Source organism: Rhizobium anhuiense, from assembly GCF_003985145.1.
GTDB classification, from domain to species: domain Bacteria; phylum Pseudomonadota; class Alphaproteobacteria; order Rhizobiales; family Rhizobiaceae; genus Rhizobium; species Rhizobium anhuiense.
The window spans coordinates 1-16,049 of sequence record NZ_ML133525.1 but is presented as its reverse complement, the minus strand read 5'-3'; the positions used below and the strand labels follow the sequence as shown (position 1 = coordinate 16,049).

Annotated in this window: 14 protein-coding genes; 6 read left to right on the top strand and 8 right to left on the bottom strand. The window is 62.5% G+C overall.

Going from position 1 to position 16,049, the window contains the following annotated elements; all coding sequences use genetic code 11:
- Both EEQ99_RS15365 and EEQ99_RS15360 read right to left on the bottom strand, forming a co-directional pair.
- Nucleotides 1–1,218, bottom strand: a complete 1,218-nt coding sequence (locus tag EEQ99_RS15365; protein ID WP_127430705.1) for an adenylate/guanylate cyclase domain-containing protein — start codon at nt 1,216–1,218, stop codon at nt 1–3.
- Between the two features lie 70 nt (nt 1,219–1,288).
- Nucleotides 1,289–2,314: a LacI family DNA-binding transcriptional regulator gene (locus EEQ99_RS15360; protein WP_127430704.1), complete on the bottom strand. Its 1,026-nt coding sequence runs from the start codon at nt 2,312–2,314 to the stop codon at nt 1,289–1,291.
- A gap of 95 nt (nt 2,315–2,409) precedes the next feature.
- Between EEQ99_RS15360 and EEQ99_RS15355 the strand changes: the two genes are divergently transcribed.
- From EEQ99_RS15355 to EEQ99_RS15345, 3 genes are all read left to right on the top strand, one after another.
- The gene (locus tag EEQ99_RS15355; protein WP_127430703.1) at nt 2,410–3,597 is read left to right on the top strand and encodes a phytanoyl-CoA dioxygenase family protein; all 1,188 of its coding nucleotides are present in this window, start codon (nt 2,410–2,412) and stop codon (nt 3,595–3,597) included.
- A gap of 90 nt (nt 3,598–3,687) precedes the next feature.
- Nucleotides 3,688–4,509 (top strand): SDR family oxidoreductase, encoded by an 822-nt coding sequence (locus EEQ99_RS15350; RefSeq protein ID WP_127430702.1) that lies wholly within the window; start codon nt 3,688–3,690, stop codon nt 4,507–4,509.
- Nucleotides 4,510–4,604: 95 nt separating this feature from the next.
- Entirely contained in the window at nt 4,605–5,516 is a 912-nt protein-coding gene (locus EEQ99_RS15345; RefSeq protein ID WP_127430701.1) for an SMP-30/gluconolactonase/LRE family protein, read from the top strand.
- 9 nt (nt 5,517–5,525) lie between these two features.
- On the opposite strand, the gene EEQ99_RS15340 is transcribed toward EEQ99_RS15345, so the two are convergent.
- The 5 genes from EEQ99_RS15340 to EEQ99_RS15320 all read right to left on the bottom strand — a co-directional run bounded on the left by EEQ99_RS15340 (nt 5,526) and on the right by EEQ99_RS15320 (nt 10,599).
- Nucleotides 5,526–6,266: a ThuA domain-containing protein gene (locus EEQ99_RS15340; RefSeq protein ID WP_127430700.1), complete on the bottom strand. Its 741-nt coding sequence runs from the start codon at nt 6,264–6,266 to the stop codon at nt 5,526–5,528.
- 34 nt (nt 6,267–6,300) lie between these two features.
- Entirely contained in the window at nt 6,301–7,383 is a 1,083-nt protein-coding gene (locus EEQ99_RS15335; protein WP_127430699.1) for an ABC transporter ATP-binding protein, read from the bottom strand.
- Nucleotides 7,384–7,402: 19 nt separating this feature from the next.
- Nucleotides 7,403–8,314 (bottom strand): carbohydrate ABC transporter permease, encoded by a 912-nt coding sequence (locus EEQ99_RS15330; protein WP_127430698.1) that lies wholly within the window; start codon nt 8,312–8,314, stop codon nt 7,403–7,405.
- A gap of 1 nt (nt 8,315) precedes the next feature.
- A complete protein-coding gene (locus EEQ99_RS15325) occupies nt 8,316–9,203 on the bottom strand; it encodes a carbohydrate ABC transporter permease (protein WP_127430697.1) in 888 nt (295 codons plus the stop codon).
- 103 nt (nt 9,204–9,306) lie between these two features.
- Nucleotides 9,307–10,599: an ABC transporter substrate-binding protein gene (locus EEQ99_RS15320; RefSeq protein ID WP_028757114.1), complete on the bottom strand. Its 1,293-nt coding sequence runs from the start codon at nt 10,597–10,599 to the stop codon at nt 9,307–9,309.
- Between the two features lie 204 nt (nt 10,600–10,803).
- Here EEQ99_RS15320 and EEQ99_RS15315 point away from each other — a divergent pair, with 204 nt between their 5' ends.
- From EEQ99_RS15315 to EEQ99_RS15305, 3 genes are all read left to right on the top strand, one after another.
- Complete coding sequence (locus EEQ99_RS15315) at nt 10,804–11,811, top strand: Gfo/Idh/MocA family protein (protein ID WP_127430696.1); 1,008 nt, start codon at nt 10,804–10,806, stop codon at nt 11,809–11,811.
- A gap of 9 nt (nt 11,812–11,820) precedes the next feature.
- Nucleotides 11,821–12,819: a LacI family DNA-binding transcriptional regulator gene (locus tag EEQ99_RS15310; protein ID WP_028755627.1), complete on the top strand. Its 999-nt coding sequence runs from the start codon at nt 11,821–11,823 to the stop codon at nt 12,817–12,819.
- Nucleotides 12,820–12,920: 101 nt separating this feature from the next.
- A complete protein-coding gene (locus EEQ99_RS15305) occupies nt 12,921–15,164 on the top strand; it encodes a glycoside hydrolase family 2 protein (RefSeq protein ID WP_127430695.1) in 2,244 nt (747 codons plus the stop codon).
- A gap of 6 nt (nt 15,165–15,170) precedes the next feature.
- On the opposite strand, the gene EEQ99_RS15300 is transcribed toward EEQ99_RS15305, so the two are convergent.
- On the bottom strand, nt 15,171–16,049 hold an 879-nt coding region (locus EEQ99_RS15300; RefSeq protein ID WP_127430694.1), incomplete at its 5' end, for an ABC transporter ATP-binding protein.

Genomic DNA, 16,049 nt, shown 5'->3' with positions numbered 1-16,049 from the left:
TCAGCCGTTCAGCCGGGCGCTATCGAGCGTATAGAGCTCCTGCGCACGCTGTACGCCGCGCAATGCGTAGCGGCCGATGCAGGCGAGTGTCGCGCGCTCCTCCTCCGGGATCGCCGAGGCGAAATCGGAGGACATCAAGAGGTTGAGATCGACCGAGCGGCAGATCGAGGCGATGCGGCTGACCTCGTTGACGGCAGGCCCGATGACGGTAAAGTCCAGCCGGTCCTGGCTGCCGATATTGCCGTAGAAGACGTCGCCGATATGCAGGCCGATATAGACGTCGGTCGCGGCCCGGCCGGCCCTTCGGCGTTCATCATTCAACGTGCCGAGCTTTTCGCGCAGAAGGGATTCGGCGCGTAGGGCCGCGGAACAAGCCTCCGCCGGAACCTCGCCCTTGAAGATCGCCAGCACGCCGTCGCCGATCAGCTTCAGCACGTTGCCGCCGGATGCGTGGATCGCCGTGATCACAGCCTCGCTGTAGTCGTTGAGCAGCGGGATGATCTCCTCCGGCGGTACGCTGTCGGAGATCTTGGTGTAGTTCAGCAGATCGGAAAACCAGAGTGCTGCGGAAATCCGCTCCGATTTGCCGCGGCTGATCTTGCCTTCCATGACCTGGCGCGCGGCGTCCTCGCCGAGATAGACCTCCGCGATGGTGCGGGCGATGCGCCCAAGCGCGATGCATTTGATCGCCAGCCCCAACACCGGCACCAGCTTGCGCAGGATGGCAAGGTCGTGATCGGAAAAGCCCTCAGGATGTTTCGTCGCGAAATGCGAGAAGAAGCAATCCATCTCGCCGATCGTGCCAGCCTCGGAAAAACGATGCATCATCGCCACGAAATCCGTGTGGCCGGCTTCAGCGATCGTATCGAGCAGGCTGAAATCGATCGGATCGCCGAAACCGAGACGCCGGCGGATCTCCCGCTCGTTGCGAGACCAAAGATGATAGAAAGCCGAACGCTGCCAGTTCGACGCCGCTTCCCCCGAGCTCGTCGGACCATATTCGAACTCTGTCTGGATCTCCTCGACGCTGTCCCAGCGGAAAGCACGGCCCTCATGCACCGGATGCAACGTATCCATCAGCGCCAGACCGCGGTCGAGCGGCAGGCCGGCATTACGACAGGCCGCGCAGAAACCGGTCATGAGCTCGGCTTCGGAAACACCCTTCAGTCCCTGCTCGGTCACCCAGGCTGCAATCGTGCTGACGTCGCTGTAATCCATGGCGCTCACCTTCACTCGTGCTTGGTCTGAGCTGTAGCCCGAATTCGGCACGGAAGGAAAGTCAATTGGCTCAATCGCCCGCAGGCATATTGTAGGGCGTGATGATTTCGACCGTTGAAAGCGAGGGCGAAACCGCCCGCCCCGACGCTTGTGCCCGGCTCATGATCGCCCTAAAGGCCGAGCGCGCATCGGTTCTGAGATCGTGATGCAGCACGAAGCCGATCCGACGCGCGGCAAGCAGGGCGCGATTATCGGCATCGAGATCATGGGCGACGAAGACGCGGACGGGACGTTGGGCCGCATCGAAGGCCGAAAGCACCGCCCGGTTGCCACCGCCGATCGAATAGACGGCGTTGATGGCGGGATCGGCGGCAAGCGCTGCCGCCGCAAGCGTTCCCGTGGCGGCATCGGTGCCGTGCCCCTCGCTGATTTCGGTAATGCCGATGTCGGGATAATGGGCGCGGATGCTGCGGCGAAAGCCGATTTCGCGCTCCTCCTCGCCGCGGAACCGCCCGCTCGACAGAGTCACCAGCACCTTGCCGCCATGGTCTCCAAGGAATTCGCCGATCAGATAGGCGGCGGTCTCTCCCGCCGCCCGGTTGTCGGCGCCGGCATAGGCGATGCGGGCCGAATTCGGCAGGTCGGTCACCAGCGTCACCACGGGAATGCCGGCCACATCCGCCCGGGCAACCGCGGCAGCCACCTCGGCAACGTCAGGCGCCTTGAGCACGATCCCGTGCGTGCCACGCAGCCGGATGCGATCGAGAAGCTGCACCAGTTCGGCCGGCTTCATCACCTCGGCGAAATGGAACCGGCAGCGGAAGACGCCCGGCAGGAAGGCCGCCATCTCCGCTTCGAAGGCAGTGCGCACCGCATCGCTGAAACGCTGGGGCGTCTCCATGACGATATCGATCGCCAGCACACGCCCGCTGCCCATCGCCCCCGCCTGCTGCTTCTCCAGCTCGGCGATCGCCGCCTTCACCCGCATCTCCGTCTGCCGGCGCACGCCCGGCCTGCCGTTCAGCACCCGGTCGACAGTTGCGGTGCTGAGCCCCGCCTGGAAGGCGATGTCCTTGACGAGAAAGAGATGCGCCATCGGTCCGGCCTGATGGTTTTTTGATGGATTTCTGATCTATATCACCTGGCATCGCGGCGTATAGTGCCTCCATCGGAAAGAGGGAGGAGCCCGCCATGAAAACCGACAACCCGCAGACACTGCGCGCCGACCGCGTTTGGCTGAGCGAAGAAGCCTGCGATCTCGACGATTTCCGCAGCCTTGCGGAAAAAACGACGGTGCTTGCCGATTATCCCTTGGCGTCCGCGGTCGAAAAAAACGTGCTGATCTATGACAGCCGAAAGGTGATGGCCGAAGTCGCAGCGCCGGGAGGCCGGCGCGCCGTGTTGGCCGAAATCTGCGAAGCCTTCGGCGAAGGCCCTGGGGTCGTCGTGTTCAAGCGCGCTTACGAAGACACCGGCATCATCGACCGCGCCAGCACGATCTTCGACGCGATCATCGAGGAACAGCACCGCACTGCGACCGGCGGCGGCGATCATTTCGCCAAGCCCGGCGCCAACGACCGCATCTGGAATTCGCTGGAAAAACATTGCCTCGCCGATCCGGCAAATTTCGCCGAATATTACGGCAATCCCATCATCGCGCTGGCAAGCGAAGCCTGGCTCGGCCCGAGCTACCAGATGACGGCGCAGGTCAATCGCGTCAATCCGGGCGGCGCGGCGCAGTCGGCGCATCGCGATTACCATCTCGGGTTTCAGTCGTCTGCGGTGATCGAGCAGTTTCCGGCGCATGTGCACCGGCTCTCGCCGGTACTGACACTGCAGGGCGCGGTCGCCCATTGCGACATGCCGCTCGAAAGCGGCCCGACGCTCTTTCTGCCGCACAGCCAAACCTATGTGCCCGGTTATCTCGCGCTGAAACGGCAGGAGTTCCGCGATTATTTCGAAACCCATCATGTCCAGATGCCGCTCGAAAAAGGCGACGTCGTCTTCTTCAATCCCGCCCTTTTCCATGCCGCCGGCACCAACCGCTCGGCCGACATCAAGCGTGTCGCCAACCTCCTGCAAGTCTCCTCCGCCTTCGGCCGGGCGATGGAAACCGTCAACCGCGAGAAGATGAGCGCCAGGCTGTTTCCCGCCTTGAAGAGCTTGCAGGAAAAGCTCTCGCCTGATGAAATCGCCAACGCCGTCGCCGCCTGCGCCGAAGGTTATTCCTTCCCGACCAATCTCGACCGCGACCCGCCGCTCGGCGGACTGGCGCCGAAGACACAGGCGCAACTGATGCACGAGGCGCTGAAGGAAGGCTGGAGCGACGAGGCCTTTACCGCAGCACTTGCGGCGCAGGCGCAGAAGAAGCTGAGCTGATTGGAAGCGTAAGTCTCTTGTATCCGTACTGACACAAGCCTCCCGCATCCGCGGGAGGCCATTCGCACATCATCACAACGGAGGAACCACATGAGCACAGACCACGGCCGTCTCGACGGCAAGATCGCCATCATTACGGGCGGCACGCAAGGCTTGGGCGCCACCATCGCCCGCCTCTTCGCCGAGCGCGGCGCAAAGGGCATCGTCATCTGCGGCCGCAACGAAGCCAAAGGTAATGCGAAGGCCGCGGAGATTTCGGACGTGACCGGCGCCAGGGTCGTTTATATGAAGGCCGACCTCGGCAAGGTCGAGGAGGCGCAGAATGTCGTGCGCGCCTGCGATGAGGCCTTCGGCCGTGTCGACGCGCTGGTCAATGCCGCCGCCATTACCGATCGCGGCACCATTCTCGATACCAGCCCGGAGCTCTTCGACGCCATGTTCGCCGTCAATGTGCGCGCGCCGTTTTTCCTGATGCAGGAAGCGATAAAGGTCATGCGCCGCGAAAAGATCGAAGGCACCATCGTCAACATCGGCTCGATGTCGGCCAAAGCCGGCCAGCCCTTCATCGCCGCCTATTGCGCCTCCAAGGGCGCGCTGGAAACGCTGACGAAGAACACCGCCTACGCGCTGCTGCGCAACCGCATCCGCGTCAATGGTCTGAACATCGGTTGGATGGCCTCCGAAGGCGAGGACCGGATCCAGCGCGAATATCACGAGGCACCGGCCGACTGGTTGGAGAAGGCGGAGGCAAGCCAGCCCTTCGGCCGTCTCGTCGATCCGCACGAGGTGGCGCGCGCCTGCGCTTACCTGTCGTCTTCCGAATCCGGCCTGATGACCGGCTCGGTCATCTGCTTCGATCAGTCGATCTGGGGCGCCTACGACGGCTCGCCGCATCCGGTCGCAGCCCTCTGAGAAAGGCAGAGCCCGGCAATTCCGTCGCCGGGCTCTGGCACCTCCAGGTTTTTGCCGCTAGGAAAAGAACGGCAGCATTCAGGGAGGAAACCGGCATGGGCGACAATCCGATTTATGAGATCCGCGACGAACGCTTCGGTGCAATGATCATCGGCAGCGCCACCCTCGAGGAGCTTTATTCCGGCTGCCGCTGGACGGAAGGCCCGGTCTGGTTTTCCGACCTGAACTGCCTTCTCTGGAGCGATATCCCGAATGAACGGATGATGCGATGGACACCGGATGGAACGGTCTCCGTCTTCCGTTCACCATCCAACTACGTCAACGGCAATACCCGCGACCGGCAGGGCCGGCTCATCTCCTGTGAACATGGCGGCCGCCGCGTCACCCGTACCGAGACGGACGGCACCATCACCGTTCTCGCCGACAGCTATGAGGGCAAGCGGCTGAATTCGCCGAACGACGTCGTCGTGCACTCCGACGGCGGGGTCTGGTTCACCGATCCGACTTACGGCATCCTGTCCGATTACGAGGGCCACAAGGCCGAGCCCGAGCAGCCGACCCGCAACGTCTACCGGATCGACCCCGTAAGCGGCGAGATCGATGCCGTCGTCGAGGATTTCATCCAACCGAACGGCCTTGCCTTCTCGCCCGATGAGACGAAGCTTTATATTGCCGATTCCGGCTCGGCAAAACATGACGTGCCGCGCCATATCCGCGTTTTCGACGTCATCGACGGCAGGAGGCTTGCGAATAGCCGTTACTTCTGCAGCCTCGACGTCGGCAATCCCGACGGCTTCCGCTTCGATGTCCAAGGCAATCTCTGGACGAGCGCCTCCGACGGCGTCCACTGCTTTTCGCCCGAGGGAACGCTGCTCGGCAAGATCAGGGTGCCGCAGACGGTGTCCAACCTCACCTTCGGCGGCCCCAAGAAAAACCGGCTCTTCATCACCGCGACGCGTTCGGTCTATTCGATTTATATCAAGACGACCGGCGCACAATATCCATAGATCAGGCCTTCAGCTGTCGGGACGCCCATGCAGCGGCTCGGCCCGATGCCAGTTTTCCAGGATGCGGCCATCTGTGTGTTTCTGCTGCGCCCAGCGGATGCCGTTCGAGATCACCTTATGCACGATCTTGTCGTGATAGATCGGGTAGGTCTCGTGGCCGGGGCTGAAGAAGAAAATGCGCCCGCGCCCGCGCTGGAAGGTGCAGCCGCTGCGGAACACCTCGCCACCGGAATACCAGGAGATGAACACAAGCTCGTCCGGCTGCGGAATATCGAAGGGCTCGCCGTACATTTCCGAGGCATTGACCTCGAAATAGGGCGGCAGTCCCTCGGCGATCGGATGCGAGGGATTGACCACCCAGACGCGTTCGAGGTCGCCATCCGGCGTCTCGCGCCAGGAAAGGTTGGCGTTGGTGCCCATCAGCCGGCGGAAGAGCTTGGAATGATGGCCGGAATGCAGGACCAGCAGGCCCATGCCCTTCAGCACACGCTGCTGCACGCGGTCGATCAGCCCGTCGCTGACCTCGTCATGCGCCATATGCCCCCACCAGAGCAGCACGTCGGTATCATCGAGCACGCTGTCCGGCAGGCCTTCATCGGGATCATCCAACGTGCCGCGGCGGATTTCGAAATCCGGATGGGCAATACCGGCGGCGATCGCGCCGTCGATACGGTCGGGGTAGATCTCCTGGACCTCCCTGTGGAGCTGTTCGTGGCGTCCTTCGTTCCAGATGGTGATCTTGATTGTCATGGCATTCCTCGATGTTTGGGCGATGGTTCAGGTGTCAGGCAGTTGCCGGACGGATCACTCGGCCGGCGGAATCGAACAGATGGCAGGCAGCCGGATCGGCCATCAGCGGCACGCGGTCGCCCGGCCGCACCGCGATATCGCCTTCGGCGCGCACCACGATCGGTTGCTGCGGCGAGCCGACGGTCATGTAGGTCTCGACGCCGAGGCGCTCGACGATGACCACCTCGGCGGTGAAATTTCCCCGCCCCTCCGGCGCGATCTTCAAATGCTCCGGCCGGATGCCGAGCTTGGCCTCGCCCTGCGGCACGACCCCGTTCGCATCGGCAAGATCGAGCGAAAGCCCGATCGGGCTGTCGAGATGCAGCCTGCCCGCTGAGGCCTGCGTCGCGGTGACCGGGATGACATTCATCTTCGGCGAGCCGATGAAGGTCGCGACAAATTCATTCTCCGGCTGATGGTAGAGCGCCATCGGCGCCCCCGCCTGTGCCACCAGGCCCTTGTTCAGCACGACGATGCGGTCGGCCATCGTCATCGCCTCCACCTGGTCGTGGGTGACGTAGACGACAGTTGCCTTCAGCTCGCGGTGCAGACGCTGCAGCTCGGCGCGCATCTGCACGCGTAGCGCCGAATCGAGGTTCGACAGCGGCTCGTCGAACAGGATCAGCGCCGGTTTCTTGATGATGGCCCGGCCGATCGCCACACGCTGGCGCTGGCCGCCGGAAAGGGCGGCAGGGCGGCGGTCGAGATAGTCGGTCAGCTGCAGGATCTCGGCGACGGCTTCGACCTGCCGGCGGATTTCCGCCTCCGGCACCTTCTTCAGGCTGAGGGAGAAGCCGATATTTTCGGCAACACTCATATGCGGATAGAGCGCATAGGACTGGAACACCATGGCGATGCCGCGCTTGTCGGGCGGCACGTCGTTGATACGCTTGCCGTTGAGGATGAGGTCTCCGTCGTCGATGCCTTCGAGGCCGGCGATCATCCGCAGCAGCGTCGACTTGCCGCAGCCGGACGGGCCGACGAAGACGGCGAATTCGCCGTCTTCCACTGTGATGTCGACGCCTTTGATGACCTCGAGCGCGCCGTAGAATTTGCGAACGTTTCTGAGATTGATCATCTGTTTCTCTTTCTTGATCTCAGCCCTTCACGCCGCCCGAGAATGTCTGGACGAGGAAGCGCCGCGCAAAACCGAAGGCGACGACGGCAGGCAGCAGGTAGATGAAGGCCAAAGCCGTCAGAAGGCCGTAATCGATCTCGTTGATGCGCAGGAAGGCCCGGAAGAGACCGAGCGGCAGCGTCTGCAGTTCCGGTGACGACAGGAAGATCAGCGGCAGAAGGAAGTCACCCCAGGCCGACATGAAGGCGAACAGCCCGGCGGCCGTAAGCCCCGGCAGCGCCAGCGGGATCAGCACCCGGCGGATGCGCTGGATCAGTGTCGCTCCATCCATCAGCGCCGCCTCTTCGTAATCCCTCGGCAGCCCGTCGAAGAAGGTCTTCATGATCCAGAGCGCCAGCGGCAATTGCATGGTCGCCAGCACCAGGATCAGCCCGAGATAACCGTCGATAAAGCCGGTCCAGCGCATGATGTCGCGGGCATAGCTGCCGAAGATCGGCCTGAGCACTGCCGCTTCCGCATTGTTCAGCGTCAGCAGGAACTTGTAGAGCGGCACGACCAGCGCCGTCGGCGGCAGCACCCGGATGAGCAGGATCGCGTAGAGGAAGGGCAGCTTCCACCAGGCCCTGGTGCGTGACAGCGCATAACCGCCGAGCCCGGCAAGCACCATGACCAGCAGCGTCGCACCGCCGACCACGAAGAGCGAGTTGAACAGCCACTTCGCCCCGTCCTCCTTGGTGAAGACCTTGATATAGTTGGCGAAGGTCCACTGCTCCGGCCAGTGCAGGAAAAGCTGCGCATTGCCGTCGAGAGAGGCGAGCAGCACCCAGAAGAAGGGAACCGCGCAGAAGATCGAGATCAGCGACAGCGTCGCATAGGCGATGAGGTCGGAGCGGCCTTTGTTTGCGGTCTCGCTCGGGGAAACGACGGCCATGTCAGACCTCCACCTTCATGGCCCGGACATAGGCGATGCCCAATATCAGCGAGATGACGAGCGCGACGACCGCGACCGCCGCCCCATATCCCAGCTGGAAGGCCGTGAAGGACTGGTTATAGATATAGATGCTGACGACCTCGGTCGCCCCGCCCGGCCCGCCGCGCGTCAGCGCATAGACGAGGCCGAAGACGGCAATGGTGGAGACGGCCGAGATCAGCATGTAGAGCAGGATCGTCGGCATCATCAGCGGCAGGGTGATGCGGCGAAACATCTGCGACGGTGTGGCGCCATCCATGCGGGCCGCCTCGTAAATCTCCCCCGGTATGGTGCTGAGGCCCGCGGTCAGGAGGATCATCGCCGTGGCGATGCCGCGCCAAGTGTTGACGACGATAATCATCGACAGCGGGAAGACCTGCAGCCAGTCGGCCGGCGCGACACCGAAAAAGCTGACGATGCGGCTGAGCGTGGCATTGTCGCCGCCGGCCAGCATCGAGATCCACATGAAGCCGGCGACGACCTCAGGGGCGGCATTCGGCAACAGGATGATCGACGAGAACAGCCGCCGGAAGCGGATCGGCCGGCGCAGCGCCATTGCCGAGATCAGCCCAAGCACGAACTGGCCGATCACTGCCGAACCGATGACGAAGACGAAGGTGACGAACAGCGCGTTCCAGAACTTCGCGTCGTTGAGGAGCCGCGTATAATTCCTGAGACCGACGAAGCGGGGCCGCAGCGCCGCCGCCCCGGTCAGCGCCTCATTGGTAAAACTCAGATAGATGGAATAGAGGGCCGGATAGATGACGAAGGCCAGAAGCAGCACCAGCGAGGGCAGCAGGATCAGCAGCCACTGCCGCTCGGCGCGCTTTTCATGAGAGTTTCGGGCCATGGAAGCTCACAACCTTGTCGAATGAAGCCGGCTTATCGAATGAAAAGGGGAAGACGCGGGCGATGTCGCCGCGTCCCCGTTCGCTGGGAAAGAAAGCGGAGGCTTACTTGACCATGTCGTCGCCGAGCGTTTCCTTGACGTAGTCGACAAGGATCTTCTGGGCGCCGGCGGCGTCGGTTTCCTTGCGCAGCAGCGCTTCGGTGGCCCGCGCCACACCTTCGGAGACCGTGCCGAAGCCGGAGGCCTGCTTCAGGAACACGCCGTTCCCGGCCGCCGCATGGATCGGAACCAGTTCCGTCAGCTTCTGGAACTCGGCATTGTCGGCCGCGTCCTTGCTGGCGGGAATATTGCCGATGCGGGCGGCGTAGGAAACCTGTGTCTCGATCGAGCCGATCTCCATCAGCGCCTTGATCGCCAATTCGGTGTTGGCCGACTTGGAATTGACCGCCCACGGCGCGGCGAGATTGGCAAGCACATACTGGCCGCTGCTCTGGCCCGGTACTGTCCAGGTGCCGACCACCTTCGTCACGTCGGGAATCGGATTTTTGCTCTCGCGGCCCCAGTCGAAAATATAGCACCAGGAGCCGCAGGTGGTGGCGGCAAGCTTGCCTTCCGGGAACATCTGGTACTTCGGCACGACCCAGGGCTCGGGTCCGAGCAGCGGCTGCGTCGGCATCAGATCCTTGTCGATCAGTTCCTTGTAGACGTTGAAGACATCCTTGATGCCTTCGCCATTCAGATCGAGCTTGCCGTCGGCATCGACGAGCTGCGGCGTCTTCGAACCGACGAGCAGGTGCTGGAAGCCTTCGTCGAAGGCACCGCTTCCCCAGGAAACGCCGGCCGGGAACAGCAGGCCATAGGCGCCGGTCTTCTGCTTGATTTCGGCGGCACGATCGAGAAGCTCCTGCCAGGTCTTCGGCTGTTCGGTCGAGATGCCGGCCTTTTCGAGAACGTCCTTGCGATAATAGATTTCCTGGATGCCGAGCATGAACGGCATCACATAAGTCTCTCCGTCCGGGCTGACGGCGAGGTCCTTGGCGACATCATAGAGGTTGGCGTAGCCATCCCAGGCCTTGAACTCCTTGGTCACAGGCGCGAGGTAGCCGGCTTCCACCATGTCGGCGACGGCTGCCGTCGTCGGGATGGAGAACAGGTCGGGGGCGTTGCCGGCGCCGAGCTCCGTCAGGAGTTTCGTCAGGTAATCCTTGTCCGGCGCCGGATATTCGATGACCTCGACGGTGACGCCGTATTTCTTTTCGATCCGCTCGACCGTCGACTTCATCGCGTCGATGCCGGCCTGACCGTGATTTGCAATTCGGATTGTTTCAGCCTGCGCCAGCGTCGAAACCGCGCTCAGCAGAACGGCGCACAGGCCGCCAAGAACCATCTTCTTCAACGGAAGTCCTCCCTTTTTTAGAGACACGGCGCCCTCCAGCACCGACCGCGAAAATGTACACGCATTCCCAATGCTGACAAGACGGTTTTTAAAAAGATTCGTTATCGGGTTTTAATACACTGATATTACTTATTTAATTAGATATTGCCATCACCGTAACGTTTGTGTAATCGTGTGCACAAATGCAATCAGGGAGGAAATTTCATGCCTGGGAAATTGCGCCTCGGCGTCATCGGTGCCGGCCTGAAGGCGGCGGAATATGCCGCGAGCTGGGTCAAGATGCCGGAGATCGAATTTGCTGCACTCGCCGACACCACGGCGGCTTCGCGCCAGCGCCTGCTCGACGTCTGCCTCGCCGCCGGCGCCCCCGAACCGAAGAGTTTCGAGGACTATCGTCAGATGCTCAGCCAGTGCCGGGACGAACTCGACATCGTCTACATCTCCACCCCGCATGCCTTCCATGCCGAGCAGGCAACTGCCGTTGCCGAGGCCGGCCTCGACCTCTTCCTCGAAAAGCCGATGGTGACGACAGTCACCGAGGCCGAGAGGCTGATCGCCGCGCAGAAGAAGAGCGGCGTCACCATCGTCACTGCCTTCCAGGGCGGCCTCTCGCCGCTGGTGCTCGACACGCGCCGACGGGCGCTCGCCGGTGAATTCGGCGAACTGATCGCCATATCGGGGATGATCTGGGAAAGCTGGTCGTCGAATTATCATGGTCACTGGAAACAGCAGCCCGAGATTTCAGGCGGTGGCTTCATGTTCGATACCGGCGCCCACATGATGAACACCGTCTGCCTGCTCGCCAATTCCGATTTTGACAGCGTGTCGGCCTACATGAACAATCACGGCAGGCAGGTCGACATCGCCACCGCCGTCTCCGCCCGGCTGAAAAACGGTGCGCTGGCGACATTGACGGCCGCCGGCGAAGGCCCTCCGGGCTGCGCTTCCCACATCACCTTCTTCTATTCGAAGGCGATCGTGCGCATCGACGCCTGGGGCGGCTGGCGCGAAATCAGCGTCGGGCGGAGCCCCGAGCCGCGCGAGGAGGCCGAGATTCTCGGCAATCCGATGAAAAATTTCCTCGCCATTCGCGCGGGAAAGATGGAAAACTCCGGCTCCGTTGAAATGGGCCTCAGATTCGCTAGGCTATGGGATGCAATCAAGGAATCGGCAGCGGCCGACGGCGCTTCCGTCAGGATCGTCGCCCGATAGGCGCTGAAGATGGGCGGAATGAACAGACGGCGGATCACTTCGAAGGAACTGGCGAAACTCGCCGGCGTCTCCTCCGCCACCATTTCCCGCGCCTTCTCCCCGGATTCACGCATCGGCAGCGCCACCCGCGATCGCATCCTCGCCGTCGCCCGTGAACATGGCTACCAGCCGAATGCGATCGCCCGCTCGCTGAACAACCAGCGCTCGCGCCTCGTCGCCCTGGTCGTCAATGCGATCGGCAACCCCTGCGAGGCCGAGGAACAGCAGCTACTCGTCCACCGCCTGCAGGCAAGACAATTGCTGCCGATAATCCTCTGCTGCGCCGATCATTCCGACCGGCTGCAGCTGATGCGCCTTGCCTCCACCTATCAGGTCGATCACGTCGTCGTCTTCTCCGACATGGTGTCGATGCAGGATGCCGTCGACATCTTCCACACGACGAAGCCTATCATCGTCTCCTTCGAGCCGCTCGACAACGAAAACGTCTCCAGCATCCGCATCGACGGCTCTGGGGCCGCCGACGAGATCATCGACAAGATCGTCCGCGACGGCAAGAAGCGTTTCGCCTACCTCTCCGGCACCAATTCAAGCTGGATCGACAAGCTCAGGCGCAAATGGTTCGCCGATGCGCTCGCCAAGCGCGGCCTCTCTTTCGAGGCGCAGGCCTTCGGCGACTATTCCTATGATTCCGGCTTCAAGGAAGCCGTGCTGCTGCTGCACCGGAACAAAGTCGATGCCATCATCTGCGGCAACGACGTCATGGCGATCGGCGCACGCGATGCCGCCCGCCGGGTGATCGGCAAGAACACGCCTGACGATATCGCCATCGTCGGCCAGGACGGCATCGCCATGGCCGCCTGGGATTGCAACGACCTCACCACGCTGAGCCTCGACCACGTCGCCTTCATCGATGCCGTCGTCGAACTGATCGAACGCCATGACGCCGAGATCGAAGGCCCGCACAGCATCACACTCACCTGCACCGCCCGCTGGGGCTCGACCGCATAGCGGCACACATCCATTGCATCGAGGAGGAATACCGATGACCAGATTTTCACGCGCCGAAGGGCGCCGCAATGTCCCTGATGCCGCAAGCTGGAGAGCCTGAAATGCGTTCCGTCGTCTCCTTCAATGAAGGCTGGAGTTTCCATGAGGGCTTCGGTCAGCGTTTGCTCGAATCTTTCGATGCCGCCAAATCAGTCAGCCTGCCGCATACCGCCGTCGAACTGCCCTTCAACTATTTCGACGAGACCAGCTATCAGCGCGCCTTCACCTATCAGAAGGTGCTGCGCTGGCTGCCGGAATTCGAAGGGCGCGAGGTTTCGCTCGTCTTCGACGCCGCCATGGCCGACAGCGTCGTCTATCTGAACGGCGAAGAGATCATCGCCCACAAGGACGGCTACACACCCTTCGAGGCCCGCTTCACCGGCAGGCTCGTCAAGGGCGAGAACCTCGTCACCGTCAAGATCGACGGCAGCGAGAACCCCGCCATTCCGCCTTTCGGCGGCCGCATCGATTATCTCACCTATGCCGGCATCTACCGCGACGTCTGGCTGAAGGTCACCGATCCGGTGTCGATCCGCAATCTCAAGATCGAAACCACAGACGTTCTTCGCCCGGAGAAATCGGCAACCGTGCGTGTCGATATCGCCAATCCCGAGAGCCGCAGCTTCTCGGCGACCGTCACCGCCACGCTGAAGCAGGCCGACGGCACCGTGGTCGCCACCGCCGCCACTGAAACGATCGGCAGCCGCACCACGCTCTCCTTCGGCGGCCTCACCGGCATCACCCTCTGGGACGTCACCGATCCCACACTCTATGACGTCACCGTCGAACTCAGGTCCGAGCACGGCTCGGACCGTCTCTCGACCCGGTTCGGCTTCCGCACCGCCGAATTCACGCCGGAAGGTTTCCTCCTGAACGGCAAGCCGCTGAAGCTGCACGGCCTCAACCGTCACCAGTCCTTCCCCTATGTCGGTTATGCCGCCGGCCGCTCCGCCCAGGAGCGCGACGCCGACATCATGAAGACGGTGCTGAAGTGCAATATCGTCCGCACTTCGCATTATCCGCAGTCGAAATGGTTCCTCAATCGCTGCGATGCGATCGGCCTGCTGGTTTTCGAGGAAATCCCCGGCTGGCAGCATATCGGCGATGCCGATTGGCAGCAGGAATCGATCGAGAACGTCCGCCGCATGATCGAGCGCGACTGGAACCACCCCTCGATCATCATCTGGGGCGTGCGCATCAATGAATCGCAGGACAATCACGATTTCTACGCCGAGACCAACCGCCTCGCCCGCGAGCTCGACAGCACCCGCCAGACCGGCGGCGTGCGTTATATCACCGAGAGCGAACTGCTCGAGGACGTCTACACGATGAACGACTTCATCCTCGGCAACGAGGAACTGCCGGGCGCCAACCGCCCTCGCACGACGCTGCGCGGCCAGCAGGAAAATACCGGACTGTCCCACAAGGTGCCGTACCTCATCACCGAGTTCAACGGCCACATGCACCCGACGAAGATTTACGATCAGGAGCAGCGCCAGGCCGAGCATGTACGCCGGCACCTGGACGTGCTGAACGCCGCCTACGGCGATGCCGATATATCCGGCGCCATCGGCTGGTGCATGTTCGACTACAACACGCACAAGGATTTCGGCTCCGGCGACCGCATCTGCTATCACGGCGTCATGGACATGTTCCGCGAGCCGAAATTCGCGGCCTATGCCTATATCAGCCAGTGCGATCCATCAGACGAGATCGTCATGAAGCCGGTGACCTTCTGGGCGCGCGGCGAACGCAATATCGGTGGCGTGCTGCCGCTGATCATCCTGACCAACTGCGACGAGGTGGAGCTGCAATATGGCGCGCTTTCCAAACGCATCGGCCCGGACCGCGAAAACTACCCGCATCTGCCGCATCCGCCCGTCGTGCTCGACCATCGCCACTTCACCGCCGATGAGCTCGGCACCTGGGGCCTCGAATGGATCGACGGCACCTTCACCGGCTATATCGACGGCCAACCGGTGGCCAGCCTGACGCTGGCGGCCGATCCGTTGCCGACGACGCTTGAGGTCGTTGCCGACAGGTCGACGCTCAGAGCCCGCGAACGCGACAGCACACGCGTCATCATCCGCGCCCTCGACCAGAGCGGCCAGCGCCTGCCCTTCATGAATGACAGCATTTCGCTGAAGGTGCACGGCCCGGCAAGGATCGTCGGCCCGACCACTGTGCCATTGCAGGGCGGCACATCAGGCTTCTGGCTGGAGGCGACGGGCTTCACCGGCGAGATCACCGTCGAAGTCGTTTCTACACGTTTCGCACCGGTGACAACAAGCGTGACGGCCGCCTGACGGCCATCACCCGATCCTGGCCTGGCTTTCTGGATCGAAGAAGACGGCCTTATCGAGATTGAAGGCCAGTCGGGTTGTCTGGCCAGGTGCGATACCGGCATCGGCGCGCAGGCGGGCGACGACGGACTTGCCGCCGAGCTTGGTGACGGCGAAGGTGTCGGAGCCGGCCGGTTCGACCACCTCGATCAGGCAGTCGCCCTCGCTCAGCATGCGCGCCTTGCGGTCGGCGCCGTCGGGATCGGTCAGCGCCTCGGGCCGGATGCCGAAGATCACCTGTCTGCCGGTATAGGTGGTCAGGCCATTGTTGCCAGCCATGACGGGCAGCTTGAGCGGGGCGGCATTCGGCCGCTCCAGCGAGACTTCCAGCCCACCGGCGCCGTTTTCGACGGTGGCGGTCAAGAGGTTCATCGCCGGCGATCCCATGAAGTCGGCGACGAAGATGTTGGAGGGGCTGTTATAGATCTCGGCCGGCGTGCCGAACTGCTGCAGCACCCCGTCCTTCAGCACGGCGATCTTGGTCGCCAGCGTCATCGCCTCGATCTGATCATGGGTGACATAGACGAAGGTGGTGCCCATGCGCTGATGCAGCCGCTTGATCTCGGTGCGCATGTCGACGCGCAGCTTGGCATCGAGATTGGAGAGCGGTTCATCGAACAGGAAGACCTGCGGGTTGCGCACCAAGGCTCTCCCCATGGCGACGCGCTGGCGCTGGCCGCCCGACAGCTGGCTCGGCTTGCGGTCGAGCAGATGGCCGATCTGCAGCATGTCGGAGACCTGTTTGATCGCCTTGGCACGTTCGTCCTTCGGCACGCCGCGGATCTCCATGCCGAAGGCGATGTTGCCCGCCACCGTCATGTTCGGATAGAGCGCATAGGACTGGAACAC

Coding starts and splice junctions, on each gene's coding strand:
- EEQ99_RS15365 (WP_127430705.1), bottom strand. CDS start 1,218: ATGGATTACAGCGACGTCAGCACGATTGCAGCCTGGGTGACCGAGCAG.
- EEQ99_RS15360 (WP_127430704.1), bottom strand. CDS start 2,314: ATGGCGCATCTCTTTCTCGTCAAGGACATCGCCTTCCAGGCGGGGCTC.
- EEQ99_RS15355 (WP_127430703.1), top strand. CDS start 2,410: ATGAAAACCGACAACCCGCAGACACTGCGCGCCGACCGCGTTTGGCTG.
- EEQ99_RS15350 (WP_127430702.1), top strand. CDS start 3,688: ATGAGCACAGACCACGGCCGTCTCGACGGCAAGATCGCCATCATTACG.
- EEQ99_RS15345 (WP_127430701.1), top strand. CDS start 4,605: ATGGGCGACAATCCGATTTATGAGATCCGCGACGAACGCTTCGGTGCA.
- EEQ99_RS15340 (WP_127430700.1), bottom strand. CDS start 6,266: ATGACAATCAAGATCACCATCTGGAACGAAGGACGCCACGAACAGCTC.
- EEQ99_RS15335 (WP_127430699.1), bottom strand. CDS start 7,383: ATGATCAATCTCAGAAACGTTCGCAAATTCTACGGCGCGCTCGAGGTC.
- EEQ99_RS15330 (WP_127430698.1), bottom strand. CDS start 8,314: ATGGCCGTCGTTTCCCCGAGCGAGACCGCAAACAAAGGCCGCTCCGAC.
- EEQ99_RS15325 (WP_127430697.1), bottom strand. CDS start 9,203: ATGGCCCGAAACTCTCATGAAAAGCGCGCCGAGCGGCAGTGGCTGCTG.
- EEQ99_RS15315 (WP_127430696.1), top strand. CDS start 10,804: ATGCCTGGGAAATTGCGCCTCGGCGTCATCGGTGCCGGCCTGAAGGCG.
- EEQ99_RS15310 (WP_028755627.1), top strand. CDS start 11,821: ATGGGCGGAATGAACAGACGGCGGATCACTTCGAAGGAACTGGCGAAA.
- EEQ99_RS15305 (WP_127430695.1), top strand. CDS start 12,921: ATGCGTTCCGTCGTCTCCTTCAATGAAGGCTGGAGTTTCCATGAGGGC.